Below are 14299 nucleotides of genomic sequence, written 5' to 3' on the forward strand. Positions count from 1 at the left end.
CAAGTTGCATAAAATGCATGTTTTATTGTTCTACATCAGTTTCCGAGGCTTCAGGGATCTGATCAAGGTCAAATTCAGTCGGTTGATCGAGGGTGAAATTCAAACGTCCCGCCATGACACTGGCCAGTTCTTCTAGGCCGATCCGGTTCAAGGAGGAGAACAACTGAATCGAGAAATCAAGTTTCATCTTTTTCAATTGCTGTTTAACTTCTAATAGCACTTTATTGGCTGGGCCACGGTTCAGCTTGTCGGCTTTGGTCAGCAGGATATGTACGAATAAATGACGTGAATGTGCCCATTCCAGCATCATCAGGTCAAAGTGTTGTAAGGGATGACGAATATCCATCAATAACACCAGACCTTGCAAACTCTTACGATGGATCAGATAGTTTTCCAGCTCTTTCTGCCAGACGATTTTCATGGCTTCCGGAACAGCTGCATACCCATAACCGGGTAAATCGACCAGACGTTGATCAGGATTACCCAAACTAAAAAAGTTGATCATTTGAGTACGACCAGGTTTTTTAGATGCGCGCGCCAGTTGCTTTTGGTTGGTTAAGGTGTTGATCGCACTGGACTTGCCGGCATTAGAACGGCCAGCAAATGCAATTTCATAGCCTGTATCTTCTACGCACAAAGACAGTTTTGGCGCACTCATCAAAAATTCAGCTTGGCGTAACCAAGTCAGAGACTGTACTGCGTATTCAGTCACTGCAGGGTCAGCTTTTTTCTCATAACTGATTTTTTGTTTCGGAGCGAGTCTGGCTTTGGTGTCTTTGGATTTTTCACTGCGACGCATAGAAGCTTACTTTTGAATTGAAATAGCAACGACCATTATAAAGGATGTAACGGCTTCGTGCGAATCTTGATGTTGAAGCGCTGGTTAGGCTTTCTGCGACAACTCTAAAAAATTGATTTCTGAATGGATCGGAGAAGGAACAATACCGTGCTGAACCACTTCACCGAGCGTATATTGATTCAGGCTTTGATAAAAGCTTTCCAGTGCCTGATCTAAAATACCCTTCAGGCCACAATGGGAACGTAATACGCAGGGCGGGGTATTGCACTCTACGATTTGCTGGTTGCCTTGCAGGGTGCGGACAATTTCGCCCAATTTCAGGCTCTTGGCTTCCGGATTTAGGCGAAGACCGCCTCCCTTGCCACGAATGGTGACAATCCATTGCTGCTTGCCCATGAAGTGAACCACCTTCACCAGGTGATTTTGCGACACATGCAAGTCTTGCGCGATATCTGCAATCGTATAGGGTACATCACTCGGACGAGCGACATACATCAGGATTCTGAGTGCATAATCTGTAAACTTATTGAGTTGCATGGGGTTTGACTCAATCTGCCGCAATAAATGGAAAAGGCTAGTCTATCACAGGCTAGCCTTATACAAAATGCGATGCAAATTAGCTGAGTTTAACACCACCGGTACCAAAGGCTTCGCTGTGAATATTTTCAGCCGGAATACCACGTGCTACAAGCGCCTGATGTTGCGCTGCCATAAATGGCATCGGCCCACATAAATAGTAATCGGCATTCACTGGCAGTAGTGCAGCATCCATTGTACCTAGATCTAGGCGGCCAGCGACATCATAATCTGCACCGAGCACATCAGATTCATGCGGGAACTCATAAGCAGTGAATGTACTCAAGCGTGGATATTTGCTTTTCAGTTCCTGAATATGCTGCTTCATGGCATGTACCTGACTACTGCGGCAGGCATGAATAAAGCTCACCGGTTGTGGCATATCTAAAGTCACCAGTTGATTCAGCATGGCAATCATTGGGGTTAAACCGACACCCCCACTGATAAAGACATTGCGTTTATTGCTATCAATTAAATAGAAGTTTCCTGTCGGTGCAGATACTTCAATTTCTGAGCCTTCCGCTAAACCATGTAAGGTGCTTGAGACCCAACCACCAGCAAGTTCGCCTTTTTCATCCTCACGTTTCACCGAGATACGCAGGTAATCTGCCTGTGGGCTAGTTGATAGAGTGTACTGACGCGGTTGTCTTAGATTGAGCTCAGGCACAAATACGCGAACCGAAATGTATTGGCCTGCTTCATATTTGGGTAATTCACCTCCATCCACAGGCGCAAGGTAGAACGAGGTAATTTCGTCACTTTCTACAACTTTTTTGGCGATTTTGAAATTACGCCAGCCCAACCAGCTACCTTTGGTTTGTTGATGCTGCTCATAAATTGCTTTTTCAGTGCTGATAAATAAATCAGCCAGTTGACCATAAGCCGCAGCCCATGCACCAATTAGCGGATCTTCCATGGAAATATTCAATACTTCACTAATCGAATGCAGCAGGTTTTCACCCACGATGCCGTAATCTGGTGACTGGATGTTTAAGCTGACATGTTTATGTGCAATCAGTTCAACCACAGGTAAAAGCACGGAAGGATCTTCAATGTTCTCTGCATAAGCTAAAACTGCCCCCGCAAGCGCCTGTGCTTGCGCACCGCTACGTTGATGCCCCATGTTAAAGGTTTCTTTCAAATCAGGGTTATTACCCAACATGCGGTTATAAAAGTATCCAGTCAGCGCTACGCCATTTTCACGGAGTACTGGAACAGTGGCTTTTACAAGGTCAATTTGCTGCGGAGTCATTGTTCATCTCTCTTGGCTATCATTCATAAGATGTATTTAAAATATACCTTTAAGAATAGATTTGCAATGCTAAATGAAATAAAAGCCATAAAAAAATTAAGGGATAATAAATTATCCCTTAATTTTCAAAACAGTATCACTTTATTTTTTGCCGAAAAGAGAACCGAGTAGACCACGCACAATTTTCTGTCCAGTACTACCGCCTAGACTACGCGCGGCACTTTTGGCAAATGTTCCCACGATATCCTGGGTCAGTTTTTCACGGTCACGTTGTGCTTTTTCAGCAGCTTTTTGCTGCTCACGGGCAAAACGCTCTTGCTCTTTAGCTTGTTGCTTGGCGAGCGCTTCCTGTTCTTTACTTTGTTGTTTTGCTAGATCATCGGCTTCTTTTTGCTGGGATTGTTGCAATACTTTCTTTTGCAGCATTTCATAGGCACTATCCCGATCCACCGCTTGATCGTAAACACCCGCGACAATGCTTTGTGAAATGATCACTTGGCGTTCTTCGGGACTAATCGGTGTAAATGATGAGTAGGGCGGCATGACCCAGCCACGCTCTACGATTTGCGGTGTGCCTTGTTCATCCAGACAGCTAATTAATGCTTCGCCAACTGCGAGCTCGGTAATGGCTTGATCCACTTTAAACTCTGGATTGGCGCGGAAGGTATCTGCGGCAGTTTTAACGGCTTTTTGGTCTTTAGGGGTAAACGCACGTAAGGCATGTTGTATACGATTGCCGAGTTGTCCTAAAACGCTTTCCGGTAGATCCAGTGGGTTCTGGGTAATAAAGTAAATCCCGACCCCTTTAGAACGGATCAGACGCACCACTTGTTCAATCTTCTGTTGTAAGGCTGGGCTGGCATTGTCAAAGAGCAGGTGAGCTTCATCAAAGAAGAATACCAGTTTGGGTTTATCCATATCACCGACTTCTGGTAGTTGTTCAAACAGTTCCGACATCATCCACAGTAAGAAAGTTGCGTACAGCTTCGGCGTGTTCATTAGCTTGTCGGCCGCTAAAATATTGATGTAGCCATGACCATTGGTATCGGTCTGAATGAAGTCGAGGATATTCAGACTAGGTTCGCCAAAGAATTGTTCTCCACCTTGATCGCCTAAGGCCAGTAAATTGCGTTGAATGGCACCGAGGCTGGCAGGAGAGAGATTGCCATATTCAGCTTTTAGTTCGGCTGCATTTTCACTGACGTAGGTCAGCATGGCTTTCAGATCTTTAAAATCAATCAGGAGCAGACCTTGGTCATCTGCAACACGAAACACGGCTGAAAGCACACCTTCCTGAGTGTCATTCAGATTGAGCATTTGTGCTAGAAGTAAGGGACCGATTTCTGAAATGGTGGTGCGGATCGGGTGGCCTTGCTGAGCAAATAAATCCCAGAAAACCACAGGTGAAGCGGCAAATGGAATGGGTTCAAGTTGTAAGGTTTTCAGTCGTTCATCAAATTTAGGGTTACTCTCGCCAGCTTTGGCAAGGCTGGAAACATCGCCTTTGGCATCGGCAAGGAAAACCGGTACACCCAGTCGGGAAAAGCTTTCTGCCAGTACTTTGAGGGTCACGGTTTTCCCTGTGCCTGTTGCACCAGCAATCAAACCATGTCGGTTGGCGAATTTAGAATGCAAAACAATATCTTGTGTTGTATCTGTGGTTTTTTTAGCAATAACGATTGGTGTACTCATTCTTCACCTGTTGTTTTTGATCTCAATCGAGCTGTTTTAATGCATTTTGAATATCTTGGATTAAATCTTCTGGATGTTCTAGTCCTATACAGAAGCGCACCAATAAACCTTGTTGTAAATGTGTATTGTCCAGCGAACGCATCTGCTTTAAGTCGTAGAGCATGGCCAGGCTGACTGGGCCACCCCAGCTAAATCCAAGTTTAAATAATTTTAAGTTATCACAAAATTGTCGAACCGCCGTCAAGTCATAGTTGGCTTTAAAAATGACACTGACCAGACCTGCGCTTTTGCCGGTGGTACAAATTTCTGACCAGAACGAATGACCTGCTGAATCTGGTGAGCTCGGGTGTAAAACCTGACTAAATTGAGGCTGTTGCTTGAGCCATTCCAATAAGACAAGGGCGCTTTGTGCTTGCTGTTGATAGCGGAGCGACATGTGTGCCAGACTACGTTGAATCTGGGCCGTATCATCGCCTGACACAGAGATCCCTTGAATGGCATGCATGCGATACAGCTTGTGATGTAACTGCTGGTCACAGGTCACCACTGAACCCATCAGAATATCGCCGCCGCCGCTTGGATATTTGGTCAGTGCATGTACGGTGATGTCGACCGCCAAATGTTCATCAGAAAAATCGAAGGCATTAAACGCCAGTCCTGCGCCCCAGGTGTTGTCTAATGCAGTCAGTACATTGGCCTGTTGTGCTTTCTTGACCAGATTTTTAAGATCGGGAAACTCAAGCGTGACTGAGCCTGCCGCTTCCAGCCAGATCAGTTTGGCTTTCTCAGTCGGTTGAAAGCTGGCGGCATCAACTGGATTATAAATTTTAACGCTGATGCCGTAACGGTCTTGCAAATGATTCAAATGTTCAAGATTGGGGCCATAGATATTGTCGGCGACCCACACCTCATCACCTGTGCTTAAAAATGCACTATTCACCAGATTAATTGCAGATAAGCCGCTGGGTGCAAGCAGGCAATAATTGCCGCCTTCTATTCTTGCGATATTGTCGCCTAAGGTAAAAGTGGTTGGGGTGCCGTGTGTACCATAACTATAGTCATAGGCATCGGTCCAGTGGCGATCAAAAAGGTGCGCTGTGCTTTTAAAAATAATCGTAGATGCACGAAATAGGGGAGGCTGGATGGTTTCTATGTATTGAGGGGCTTGGCGTGGTGCATGGATGAGAATAGTTTGTGCTTTATTGTGAGATGTCATAGGGCAAAATCAAATCGATATAATGCATCTCAGGTTAAGAGAAAATCATGAAAGCTGCTAGTGCTTTGCTGCTTTTGTACAGAATCGGTACAGATTCGGGTGATCAATAAAAACTGGCTTTATTTTTGCTAAGACTAAGCATCATTCTAACGATAATAGGTTTTCGCGCATGAAGTCGCATTTAAGAGTGCATTATTTTCAGCACATCGCTGGCGAAGGTTTTGGCAGTTGCTACGACTTTTTAAAAGCACATCACGCAAAAATTACCGCAACCGAATTTTTTGCTTTACCTGTCGATTTGCCCTTGGAGCTGGAAGCTTTGCCACGCGTAGATGAGGTTGATTTATTGATTATCATGGGCGGCACCATGAGCGTAAATGATGAGGCGAATTATCCCTGGTTAAAATTAGAAAAAAGATGGCTAAGACGTTATCTGGCGGCTGGAAAACCAGCGATTGGCTTGTGTCTGGGTGGCCAGCTGATTGCTAATGCCTTGGGTGCAGCGGTGAGTCGCAACCCGCATCAGGAATTGGGCTGGATGGATGTCGGGCGAGCTGCTTACGTGCCAGAGGATTATTTTCAAATCCCGGAGCAATTGAATGTATTGCAGTGGCATAGTGAAACCTTTGAAATCCCTAAAGGCGCTGTACGTTTGGCCGAGAATAAGGTGTGCATAAACCAGATGTATCAAATTGGCCGTAATGTACTGGGTTTTCAGTTTCATCCGGAGATGACCCCTCATGCCTTGGCGCTGTTGATCGAGGGAGAGGAGGAGTTGGCGGTTTTTAATGGCACCTATGTACAGCCCATGGCTGAATTGAAAAAAAGTTTGAAATATAAATTTGAACAGGGAAATCGTTTGCTGAATCAGGCGATTGAATATGTGGTCAGTGCCTGAGTTGAGAAAATGCTTAAAAAATGAAAAGAAGAATTGCATAAGACTTAAACAATCGTTATAATGGGCGACCCTCAAAAGGAGGGCGTTTACTACGAAGAAAGTAGTTAACGCATTACAGTCGTGGCATCGATCACGACCATAGTGATTTTCACTGCCCTTGACACTTACCAAAAGGTGAGGTGCGTCATGGGTGATTCTTTATATATTTGGCTTGGAGTTTACTGGTATGTCTAACCAGAGAATTCGTATCCGTTTGAAGTCTTTTGATCATCGTCTGATTGATCAATCTGCTCAAGAGATCGTAGAAACCGCTAAGCGTACTGGCGCACAAGTGTGTGGTCCAATTCCGATGCCTACTCGCATCGAACGCTTCAACGTTCTTACTTCACCACACGTCAACAAAGACGCTCGTGATCAGTACGAAATCCGCACTTATAAACGTTTGATCGACATCGTTCAACCAACAGATAAAACTGTTGATGCATTGATGAAGTTAGATCTTGCTGCTGGTGTTGATGTTCAGATCGCTTTGGGTTAAGGCTTTCGGTTGATTAACTTTTAAGTTAATTAGGCCGCTTTATTAGAGGTTTATGCACATGGCTATTGGTTTAGTCGGTCGCAAATGTGGTATGACTCGCGTCTTTACAGATGCTGGTGTATCTGTACCTGTTACAGTTATCGAAGTCGATCCAAACCGCATTACGCAAATCAAAACACTTGAAACTGATGGTTATCAAGCAATTCAAGTAACTACTGGTGAACGTCGCGAATCGCGCGTAACTAACGCTCAGAAAGGTCACTTCGCGAAAGCGGGTGTTGCTGCTGGTCGTTTGGTTAAAGAGTTCCGTGTTACTGAAGCTGAGCTTGAAGGCCGTGAAGTTGGTGCTTCTATCGGTGTTGATTTGTTCACAGTTGGTCAAATTGTTGACGTAACTGGTCAATCAAAAGGTAAAGGTTTCCAAGGTGGTGTTAAGCGTTGGAATTTCCGTACGCAAGATGCTACTCATGGTAACTCTGTATCTCACCGTGTATTAGGTTCTACAGGTCAAAACCAGACTCCTGGTCGCGTGTTCAAAGGCAAGAAAATGGCTGGTCACTTAGGTGACGAACGCGTAACAGTTCAAGGTCTTGAAATCGTATCTATTGACGCTGAACGTTCTGTTTTAGTTGTTAAGGGTGCTATTCCTGGTTCAACTGGCGGTGACGTTATCGTACGTCCTACCATCAAGGCCTGAGGGGAAATACTGTGAATTTAAAAACTGTTTCCGGCTCTGCTGTTGAATTGTCTGAAGTTGCTTTCGGACGTGAATTTAACGAAGCTCTTGTACACCAAGTTGTTACAGCTTACTTAGCTGGTGGTCGTCAAGGTACTCGTGCTCACAAATCACGTGCAGATGTTTCTGGCGGTGGTAAAAAGCCATTCCGTCAAAAAGGTACTGGTCGCGCTCGTGCGGGTTCTATTCGTAGCCCGATCTGGGTTGGTGGTGGTAAAACTTTTGCTGCTCGTCCACAAGATTGGTCTCAAAAAGTAAACCGTAAGATGTACCGCGGTGCAATGCAATGTATCTTAGCTGAACTTGTTCGCCAAGATCGTCTTGTATTAGTTGAAGAGTTTGCTGTTGCAGCTCCAAAAACTAAAGAATTGCTTGCAAAGCTTACTGACTTGAATGCAACTCGCGCATTGATCATTACAGATGCTGTAGATGAGAACTTGTATCTCGCAGCTCGCAACCTTCCACACGTTGATGTGGTTGATGCTACTGCTATTGATCCTGTTAGCTTGATCGCATTCGATAAAGTTGTAATGTCTGTAGCTGCTGCTAAGAAAATTGAGGTAGAACTCGGATGAACAACGAACGTATCTATCAAGTCCTATTAGGACCAGTATTCTCAGAAAAAGCACAAGTTTTAGGTGATACTGCTGGTGTTCAAGTGTTCAAAGTTGCATTAAATGCAAACAAACTTGAAATCAAGAAAGCAGTTGAGCAACTCTTCGGTGTTGAAGTTGTAAAAATCAATACAACGATCACTAAAGGTAAAACAAAACGCTTTGGTAAAACATTAGGACGTCGTTCTGATGTGAAAAAAGCATACGTCACCCTGAAAGCCGGCCAAGATGTAGAAATGGCTGACTTGGGCGATACCGCTGAAAACGCAGCGGAATAAGGACGAGAATTATGCCAATTCAAAAATGTAAGCCAACGTCTCCAGGACGTCGCTTTGTAGAGAAAGTGGTTCATGACCACCTTCACAAAGGCGCGCCTTATGCACCGTTGGTAGAAGCTAAAAAACGTACTGGTGGTCGTAATAACAATGGTCACATCACTACACGTCACGTGGGTGGTGGTCATAAGCAAAACTACCGTATTGTTGACTTTAAACGTAACAAAGATGGTATTCCAGCGACTGTAGAGCGCATCGAATACGATCCTAACCGTACAGCGCATATTGCTTTATTGAAATATGCTGACGGTGAACGTCGTTACATCATTGCACCTAAAGGCTTACGTGCTGGTGATAAAGTTCAATCTGGTAACGATGCTCCAATTCGTCCAGGTAACTGCTTGCCACTTCGTAACATGCCAATCGGTTCTACACTTCACAACCTTGAACTTAAAATCGGTAAAGGTGCTCAATTAGCACGTTCTGCTGGTACTTCAGTTCAGTTGTTGGGTCGTGATGGTTCTTACGCTATCGTTCGTTTACGTTCTGGTGAAATGCGTAAAGTCCATGTTGAATGTCGCGCTGTAATTGGTGAAGTTTCTAACCAAGAAAGCAACCTTCGTTCATTGGGTAAAGCTGGTGCTGCGCGCTGGCGTGGTATTCGTCCTACCGTTCGTGGTATGGCGATGAACCCAGTAGATCACCCGCACGGTGGTGGTGAAGGGCGTAGTAAAGGTATTCAACCTGTAAGCCCATGGGGTCAAAAAGCTAAAGGGTACAAGACACGTACTAACAAGCGTACGACTAAGATGATTATTCGCGACCGTCGCGTCAAGTAAGGGAATCTGAATAATGCCTCGTTCATTAAAAAAAGGTCCATTCGTCGACGCACATTTGTTCGCTAAGGTTGAAGCTGCTGTAGCTGCTAACAACCGTAAGCCGATCAAAACTTGGTCACGTCGTTCAATGATCCTTCCAGACTTTGTTGGTTTAACAATTTCTGTTCACAATGGCCGTAACCACGTTCCAGTAATTGTTACTGAACACATGGTTGGTCATAAATTGGGTGAATTCGCGCCAACTCGTACCTATCGTGGTCACGGTGTTGATAAGAAGTCTAAACGTTAATAGGTGCTATGATGGAAGTAACTGCTAAATTACGCGGTGCCGCTATCTCGGCACAAAAAGCACGTTTAGTTGCTGATTTGATCCGTGGTAAGTCGGTTGCACGTGCGATAGACATTTTAAACTTCAGCAACAAGAAAGCAGCTGTGCTCGTTAAAAAAGCACTTGAATCTGCAATCGCGAATGCTGAACACAACAACAGCTTAGATGTTGATGACCTTAAAGTAACTACGATTTACGTTGATGAAGGCATGAGCCTTAAACGTATCATGCCACGTGCTAAAGGCCGTGCAGATCGTATTACTAAGCGTACTTGTCACATCACCGTTAAGGTAGGGGTTTGATATGGGTCAGAAGGTTCATCCAATCGGTATCCGCCTAGGTGTTGTGAAACGCCATAACGCTAACTGGTATGCGAATCCGAAACAATACGCTGAATACTTGCTTAAAGATCTTCAAGTTCGTGAGTTTTTAATCAAAAAACTTAAAAACGCGATGATCAGCAATATTCTTATCGAACGTCCTACAGGCGCTGCTAAAGTAACTATTAGCACTGCTCGTCCTGGTATCGTTATCGGTAAAAAAGGCGAAGATATTGAGAAATTACAGCGCGAACTCACCAACATCATGGGTGTTCCGGCTCAAGTTAGCATCAATGAAATTGATCGCCCTGACTTGGACGCACGTCTAGTTGCTGAAGCAATTGCTTCTCAACTGGAAAAGCGTGTTATGTTCCGTCGTGCTATGAAGCGTGCGGTTCAAAACACAATGCGTGCTGGCGCTAAAGGTATCAAAGTTGAAGTTTCTGGCCGTTTAGGTGGTGCAGAGATCGCTCGTACTGAGTGGTATCGTGAAGGTCGTGTACCTTTGCATACGCTTCGTGCTGACATCGACTATGCAACTATGCGCGCAGAAACAACATACGGTACGATCGGTGTTAAAGTTTGGATTTTCCGTGGCGAGATCTTAGGTGGCATGAAACAAGTCATGAACCCTGCTCCTGCTGAAGAGCGTCCAGCTAAACGCGGTCGTGGTCGTGGTGAAGGTCAAGAGCGTCGTGGTCGTCGCGGTGACCGTGCTGCTGACAAGGGAGAATAATCCATGTTGCAACCTAAACGTACCAAATTCCGTAAAGTGCACAAAGGCCGTAACACTGGTCTAGCGCATCGTGGTAGTACAGTATCATTTGGTTCGATTGCAATTAAAGCAACTGAACGTGGTCGTATGACTGCGCGTCAGATTGAAGCTGCACGTCGTACCATTAGCCGTCGTATCAAACGTGGTGGTAAAATCTTCATCCGCGTATTCCCAGACAAGCCAATTACCGAAAAACCATTAGAAGTTCGTATGGGTAAAGGTAAAGGTAGCGTGGAATACTGGGTTTGTCAGATCCAGCCAGGTAAGATCCTGTACGAAATTGAAGGTGTTAGCGATGAGTTAGCGCGTGAAGCTTTTGCTTTAGCTGCTGCTAAACTCCCGTTTAAAACCACTATCGTGACTCGGACGGTGATGTAATGAAAACTAAAGATCTACGTGAAAAGTCGGTAGAAGAGTTGAAAGCTTTGCTTGATGAGCAACAGCTTAACCAATTCCGTCTTCGTATGGCGAAAGCAACTGGTCAGCTAGGCAAATCGCATGAAGTGCAAATTGCTCGTAAGACAATTGCTCGTATCAAGACACTCCTTACCGAAAAACAGGGGAACGGACAATGAGTGAAAAAACAGTCCGCACGTTAACCGGCAAAGTCGTAAGCGACAAAATGGACAAGTCTATTGTTGTGCTTATTGAACGCCGCGTTCAACACCCGTTGTACGGCAAATCAATCCGCCGTTCAACTAAATTACACGCTCATGATGAGAACAATGTTGCTAAATTAGGCGACTTGGTAACCATCAAAGAAAGCCGCCCAATTTCTAAAACTAAAGCTTGGACTTTAGTGGAAGTAGTTGAAGCTGCTGCTGAGTAATTAGACGTTCTTGTTGCATCATCGGACAATTTCGAGTACTCTTTGAGCCTTTCGAAATTGTGACCGGTGATGCTCGGTTTTGGAGTAGGGCAATGATTCAAACCGAAAGTATGCTCGACGTAGCAGACAACAGTGGTGCACGCCGCGTACAATGTATTAAAGTACTTGGTGGTTCACACCGTCGTTATGCTTCAGTTGGCGACATTATTAAAGTTACTGTAAAAGAAGCAATCCCACGCGCACGTGTTAAAAAAGGTGACGTGATGAATGCTGTAGTTGTTCGTACAAAATTCGGCATCCGTCGTCCAGACGGTTCAGTGATTCGTTTCGACGATAACGCAGCTGTTATTTTGAACAACAACAAAGCTCCGATTGCTACTCGTATCTTCGGACCAGTGACTCGTGAACTTCGTACTGAACAGTTCATGAAAATCATTTCATTGGCTCCTGAAGTTCTATAAGAGGCAATCATGGCTAAGATTAAAAAAGGCGATCAAGTAATCGTGATCGCAGGTAAAGAAAAAGGCAAACAAGGTATCGTTTTGTCTGTTTCTGAAGATCGAGTTAAGGTTGAAGGCCTTAACTTAGTGAAGAAGCATCAAAAGCCAAACCGTGTAACTGGCGCTGAAGGCGGCATCGTTACTCAAGAGGCGACGCTTCATATCTCAAACGTGGCAATTTTTAATGCTACAACCCAAAAGGCTGACCGTATTGGTTACCAAGTGATTGATGGCGCGAAAACTCGTGTTTATAAATCAAATGGTGAATCAGTGGCGGTAGCGAAGTAATAGGTTGAATAGGCAATGGCCAGACTTAAAGCACGTTACAACGACGAACTTAAAGCAAAGTTAAAAGAAGAACTTAGCGTTAAGAATGTGATGGATATTCCTCGCATCACGAAAATCACCCTAAACATGGGTGTAGGCGCAGCTGCAACTGATAAGAAATTATTAGATGGCGCTGTTGCTGACATGCAACTCATTGCTGGTCAAAAACCAGTTGTGACTCTTGCTCGTAAATCAATCGCTGGTTTCAAAATCCGTGACGGTTGGCCGATCGGTTGTAAAGTTACTTTACGCGGCGACCAAATGTACGAATTCTTGGATCGTTTGATCTCGATCGCAATCCCTCGTATCCGTGACTTCCGTGGTTTCTCTGCGAAATCATTTGATGGTCGTGGTAACTACTCTATGGGTTTAAAAGAGCAAATCGTTTTCCCTGAAATCGATTTTGACAAAATTGATCGTATCCGTGGTTTAGATATCACTATTACGACCACTGCTCGTAGCGATGACGAAGGCCGTGCGCTTATGCGTGCATTCGGCTTCCCGTTCAAATAAGAGGTCGATATGGCTAAGAAAGGTATGATTAATCGCGAATTGAAACGCGAAAAGACAGTTGCTAAATACGCTGCAAAACGTGCTGAATTAAAAGCAACGATTGCAAATGTAAATGCGAGTGACGAAGAACGTTTCGAAGCGACATTAAAGTTACAGGCATTGCCACGTAACGCATCTCCAGTACGTCTTCGTAACCGTTGTGGTTTAACTGGTCGTCCTCATGGTTACTTCCGTAAGTTCGGTTTAAGCCGTAACAAATTACGTGACACAGTAATGCAAGGTGATGTACCGGGCGTTGTTAAGGCAAGCTGGTAAGGAGCGACTAAATGAGTATGCAAGATACCGTTGCCGACATGTTAACCCGTGTTCGTAACGCACAAATGGCAAAGAAACAAACTGTTTCTATGCCTTCTTCTAAGTTGAAAGTTGCGATTGCAAACGTTCTTCAACAAGAAGGTTATATTTCAGATGTAGCCGTTGCTCAAGAAGAGACAAAAGCTACACTGACAATTACGTTAAAATATTTCGAAGGCAAACCAGTTATCGAAACCGTTAAGCGTGTAAGCCGTCCAGGTCTTCGCCAATACCGCGGTAAAGATAAAATTCCTAGCGTTAAGCAAGGTTTAGGTATTGCAATTGTTTCTACAAGCAAAGGCATCATGACTGATCGCGCTGCACGTGCTGCGGGCATCGGTGGTGAAGTTATTGCTTTTGTTTCTTAATAGGTGATTCCTCATGTCTCGTGTGGCTAAAGCCCCAGTAACTGTACCTAATGGTGTAACAGTTACTCAGAACGGCCGGCAGGTCGAAGTGAAAGGCAGCAAAGGTACATTGTCTTTCAACCTGCATGCGCTGGTCGAGCTAAAACAGGAAGAAGGTAAACTTCAACTTGCTCCGGCTAAAGAGTCGAAAGACGCTTGGATGCAAGCTGGTACTGCTCGCGCTGTATTGAACAACCTTGTAAAAGGTGTTAGCGAAGGCTTCGAACGTAAGTTACAGCTTGTTGGTGTTGGTTATAAAGCTGCGGTTAAAGGTACTTCTGTAAACCTTAACCTCGGTTACTCACACCCAATTGACTACGCTTTACCTGAAGGTGTAACAGCGGAAACTCCAACTGCTACTGAAATCATTTTGAAATCAGCAAACAAGCAGTTGTTAGGTCAAGTGGCAGCGGAAATCCGTGCATACCGTGCTCCTGAACCATATAAAGGTAAAGGTGTTCGTTATTCGGATGAAGTTATTCTTCGTAAAGAAGCTAAGAAGAAATAAGGC

The 14299-nt window shown here is 44.6% G+C and carries 22 protein-coding genes and 1 pseudogene; 18 read left to right on the forward strand and 5 right to left on the reverse strand.

Translation table 11 applies throughout. From position 1 onward, the window contains the following. Positions 1–22: 22 nt before the first annotated feature. The 5 genes from yihA to IEV39_RS11530 form a co-directional block, all read right to left on the reverse strand. Positions 23–799: a ribosome biogenesis GTP-binding protein YihA/YsxC gene (gene yihA, locus IEV39_RS11510; RefSeq protein ID WP_005282972.1), complete on the reverse strand. Its 777-nt coding sequence runs from the start codon at positions 797–799 to the stop codon at positions 23–25. Between the two features lie 84 nt (positions 800–883). After that, positions 884–1336 carry an RrF2 family transcriptional regulator gene (locus IEV39_RS11515; protein ID WP_005227427.1) on the reverse strand — a complete coding sequence of 151 codons (453 nt, stop codon included), beginning with the start codon at positions 1334–1336 and terminating at the stop codon, positions 884–886. A 79-nt stretch (positions 1337–1415) separates the two neighbouring features. Then, entirely contained in the window at positions 1416–2627 is a 1212-nt protein-coding gene (hmpA, locus tag IEV39_RS11520) for an NO-inducible flavohemoprotein (protein ID WP_005282977.1), read from the reverse strand. Between the two features lie 141 nt (positions 2628–2768). After that, a complete protein-coding gene (locus IEV39_RS11525; protein ID WP_005282980.1) occupies positions 2769–4319 on the reverse strand; it encodes a helicase HerA-like domain-containing protein in 1551 nt (516 codons plus the stop codon). A 22-nt stretch (positions 4320–4341) separates the two neighbouring features. Then, positions 4342–5535: a PLP-dependent transferase gene (locus IEV39_RS11530; RefSeq protein ID WP_005282984.1), complete on the reverse strand. Its 1194-nt coding sequence runs from the start codon at positions 5533–5535 to the stop codon at positions 4342–4344. Positions 5536–5704: 169 nt separating this feature from the next. Here IEV39_RS11530 and IEV39_RS11535 point away from each other — a divergent pair, with 169 nt between their 5' ends. From IEV39_RS11535 to rplF, 18 genes and pseudogenes are all read left to right on the forward strand, one after another. Next, a complete protein-coding gene (locus IEV39_RS11535; RefSeq protein WP_005282987.1) occupies positions 5705–6433 on the forward strand; it encodes a type 1 glutamine amidotransferase in 729 nt (242 codons plus the stop codon). 226 nt (positions 6434–6659) lie between these two features. Next, a complete protein-coding gene (rpsJ, locus tag IEV39_RS11540; protein ID WP_000070912.1) occupies positions 6660–6971 on the forward strand; it encodes a 30S ribosomal protein S10 in 312 nt (103 codons plus the stop codon). A 58-nt stretch (positions 6972–7029) separates the two neighbouring features. Continuing rightward, complete coding sequence (rplC, locus tag IEV39_RS11545) at positions 7030–7668, forward strand: 50S ribosomal protein L3 (protein WP_004657674.1); 639 nt, start codon at positions 7030–7032, stop codon at positions 7666–7668. A gap of 11 nt (positions 7669–7679) precedes the next feature. Then, on the forward strand, positions 7680–8282 hold the full coding sequence (rplD, locus tag IEV39_RS11550) for a 50S ribosomal protein L4 (RefSeq protein ID WP_004641072.1): 603 nt from the start codon (positions 7680–7682) through the stop codon (positions 8280–8282). Beyond that, positions 8279–8599, forward strand: coding sequence for a 50S ribosomal protein L23 (rplW, locus tag IEV39_RS11555; protein WP_004641070.1), 321 nt, complete (start codon positions 8279–8281; stop codon positions 8597–8599). Before rplD ends, rplW begins: the two co-directional genes overlap by 4 nt. Positions 8600–8610: 11 nt before the next feature. Then, a complete protein-coding gene (gene rplB, locus IEV39_RS11560) occupies positions 8611–9435 on the forward strand; it encodes a 50S ribosomal protein L2 (RefSeq protein WP_004660349.1) in 825 nt (274 codons plus the stop codon). 13 nt (positions 9436–9448) lie between these two features. Further along, positions 9449–9724: a 30S ribosomal protein S19 gene (gene rpsS, locus IEV39_RS11565; RefSeq protein ID WP_004775885.1), complete on the forward strand. Its 276-nt coding sequence runs from the start codon at positions 9449–9451 to the stop codon at positions 9722–9724. Positions 9725–9735: 11 nt separating this feature from the next. Then, a complete protein-coding gene (gene rplV, locus IEV39_RS11570) occupies positions 9736–10065 on the forward strand; it encodes a 50S ribosomal protein L22 (protein ID WP_004657676.1) in 330 nt (109 codons plus the stop codon). 1 nt (position 10066) lies between these two features. Beyond that, a pseudogene (gene rpsC, locus IEV39_RS11575) lies at positions 10067–10883 on the forward strand (30S ribosomal protein S3). Beyond that, complete coding sequence (rplP, locus tag IEV39_RS11580; protein ID WP_004657678.1) at positions 10823–11236, forward strand: 50S ribosomal protein L16; 414 nt, start codon at positions 10823–10825, stop codon at positions 11234–11236. The pseudogene rpsC and the gene rplP overlap by 61 nt, the downstream one beginning before the upstream one ends. Beyond that, complete coding sequence (rpmC, locus tag IEV39_RS11585) at positions 11236–11433, forward strand: 50S ribosomal protein L29 (RefSeq protein ID WP_000849927.1); 198 nt, start codon at positions 11236–11238, stop codon at positions 11431–11433. Before rplP ends, rpmC begins: the two co-directional genes overlap by 1 nt. After that, positions 11430–11687 (forward strand): 30S ribosomal protein S17, encoded by a 258-nt coding sequence (gene rpsQ / locus IEV39_RS11590; RefSeq protein WP_004657679.1) that lies wholly within the window; start codon positions 11430–11432, stop codon positions 11685–11687. Before rpmC ends, rpsQ begins: the two co-directional genes overlap by 4 nt. 92 nt (positions 11688–11779) lie before the next feature. Beyond that, positions 11780–12148 (forward strand): 50S ribosomal protein L14, encoded by a 369-nt coding sequence (rplN, locus tag IEV39_RS11595; RefSeq protein ID WP_004657680.1) that lies wholly within the window; start codon positions 11780–11782, stop codon positions 12146–12148. A 9-nt stretch (positions 12149–12157) separates the two neighbouring features. After that, the gene (gene rplX / locus IEV39_RS11600; protein ID WP_004804115.1) at positions 12158–12475 is read left to right on the forward strand and encodes a 50S ribosomal protein L24; all 318 of its coding nucleotides are present in this window, start codon (positions 12158–12160) and stop codon (positions 12473–12475) included. A gap of 15 nt (positions 12476–12490) precedes the next feature. Next, positions 12491–13027 (forward strand): 50S ribosomal protein L5, encoded by a 537-nt coding sequence (gene rplE, locus IEV39_RS11605; protein ID WP_004775884.1) that lies wholly within the window; start codon positions 12491–12493, stop codon positions 13025–13027. Positions 13028–13036: 9 nt separating this feature from the next. Further along, complete coding sequence (gene rpsN, locus IEV39_RS11610; RefSeq protein WP_004641050.1) at positions 13037–13342, forward strand: 30S ribosomal protein S14; 306 nt, start codon at positions 13037–13039, stop codon at positions 13340–13342. An 11-nt stretch (positions 13343–13353) separates the two neighbouring features. Then, positions 13354–13749, forward strand: coding sequence for a 30S ribosomal protein S8 (gene rpsH / locus IEV39_RS11615; RefSeq protein ID WP_004775883.1), 396 nt, complete (start codon positions 13354–13356; stop codon positions 13747–13749). Between the two features lie 13 nt (positions 13750–13762). Further along, the gene (rplF, locus tag IEV39_RS11620; protein WP_004657685.1) at positions 13763–14296 is read left to right on the forward strand and encodes a 50S ribosomal protein L6; all 534 of its coding nucleotides are present in this window, start codon (positions 13763–13765) and stop codon (positions 14294–14296) included. Positions 14297–14299: the final 3 nt, after the last annotated feature.

Source organism: Acinetobacter courvalinii, from assembly GCF_014635545.1.
In the GTDB taxonomy this organism is placed as follows: domain Bacteria; phylum Pseudomonadota; class Gammaproteobacteria; order Pseudomonadales; family Moraxellaceae; genus Acinetobacter; species Acinetobacter courvalinii.

What these genes read in the sequence shown, in the direction of transcription:
- rplB (WP_004660349.1), top strand. Translation starts at nt 8,611, where the DNA reads ATGCCAATTCAAAAATGTAAGCCAACGTCTCCAGGACGTCGCTTTGTA.
- rplX (WP_004804115.1), top strand. Translation starts at nt 12,158, where the DNA reads ATGGCTAAGATTAAAAAAGGCGATCAAGTAATCGTGATCGCAGGTAAA.
- IEV39_RS11530 (WP_005282984.1), bottom strand. Translation starts at nt 5,535, where the DNA reads ATGACATCTCACAATAAAGCACAAACTATTCTCATCCATGCACCACGC.
- IEV39_RS11515 (WP_005227427.1), bottom strand. Translation starts at nt 1,336, where the DNA reads ATGCAACTCAATAAGTTTACAGATTATGCACTCAGAATCCTGATGTAT.
- rplF (WP_004657685.1), top strand. Translation starts at nt 13,763, where the DNA reads ATGTCTCGTGTGGCTAAAGCCCCAGTAACTGTACCTAATGGTGTAACA.
- rpsH (WP_004775883.1), top strand. Translation starts at nt 13,354, where the DNA reads ATGAGTATGCAAGATACCGTTGCCGACATGTTAACCCGTGTTCGTAAC.
- hmpA (WP_005282977.1), bottom strand. Translation starts at nt 2,627, where the DNA reads ATGACTCCGCAGCAAATTGACCTTGTAAAAGCCACTGTTCCAGTACTC.
- yihA (WP_005282972.1), bottom strand. Translation starts at nt 799, where the DNA reads ATGCGTCGCAGTGAAAAATCCAAAGACACCAAAGCCAGACTCGCTCCG.
- rplE (WP_004775884.1), top strand. Translation starts at nt 12,491, where the DNA reads ATGGCCAGACTTAAAGCACGTTACAACGACGAACTTAAAGCAAAGTTA.
- rplC (WP_004657674.1), top strand. Translation starts at nt 7,030, where the DNA reads ATGGCTATTGGTTTAGTCGGTCGCAAATGTGGTATGACTCGCGTCTTT.
- IEV39_RS11535 (WP_005282987.1), top strand. Translation starts at nt 5,705, where the DNA reads ATGAAGTCGCATTTAAGAGTGCATTATTTTCAGCACATCGCTGGCGAA.
- rplV (WP_004657676.1), top strand. Translation starts at nt 9,736, where the DNA reads ATGGAAGTAACTGCTAAATTACGCGGTGCCGCTATCTCGGCACAAAAA.
- rplN (WP_004657680.1), top strand. Translation starts at nt 11,780, where the DNA reads ATGATTCAAACCGAAAGTATGCTCGACGTAGCAGACAACAGTGGTGCA.
- rpsJ (WP_000070912.1), top strand. Translation starts at nt 6,660, where the DNA reads ATGTCTAACCAGAGAATTCGTATCCGTTTGAAGTCTTTTGATCATCGT.
- rpsS (WP_004775885.1), top strand. Translation starts at nt 9,449, where the DNA reads ATGCCTCGTTCATTAAAAAAAGGTCCATTCGTCGACGCACATTTGTTC.
- rpmC (WP_000849927.1), top strand. Translation starts at nt 11,236, where the DNA reads ATGAAAACTAAAGATCTACGTGAAAAGTCGGTAGAAGAGTTGAAAGCT.
- IEV39_RS11525 (WP_005282980.1), bottom strand. Translation starts at nt 4,319, where the DNA reads ATGAGTACACCAATCGTTATTGCTAAAAAAACCACAGATACAACACAA.
- rpsN (WP_004641050.1), top strand. Translation starts at nt 13,037, where the DNA reads ATGGCTAAGAAAGGTATGATTAATCGCGAATTGAAACGCGAAAAGACA.
- rplP (WP_004657678.1), top strand. Translation starts at nt 10,823, where the DNA reads ATGTTGCAACCTAAACGTACCAAATTCCGTAAAGTGCACAAAGGCCGT.
- rplW (WP_004641070.1), top strand. Translation starts at nt 8,279, where the DNA reads ATGAACAACGAACGTATCTATCAAGTCCTATTAGGACCAGTATTCTCA.
- rpsQ (WP_004657679.1), top strand. Translation starts at nt 11,430, where the DNA reads ATGAGTGAAAAAACAGTCCGCACGTTAACCGGCAAAGTCGTAAGCGAC.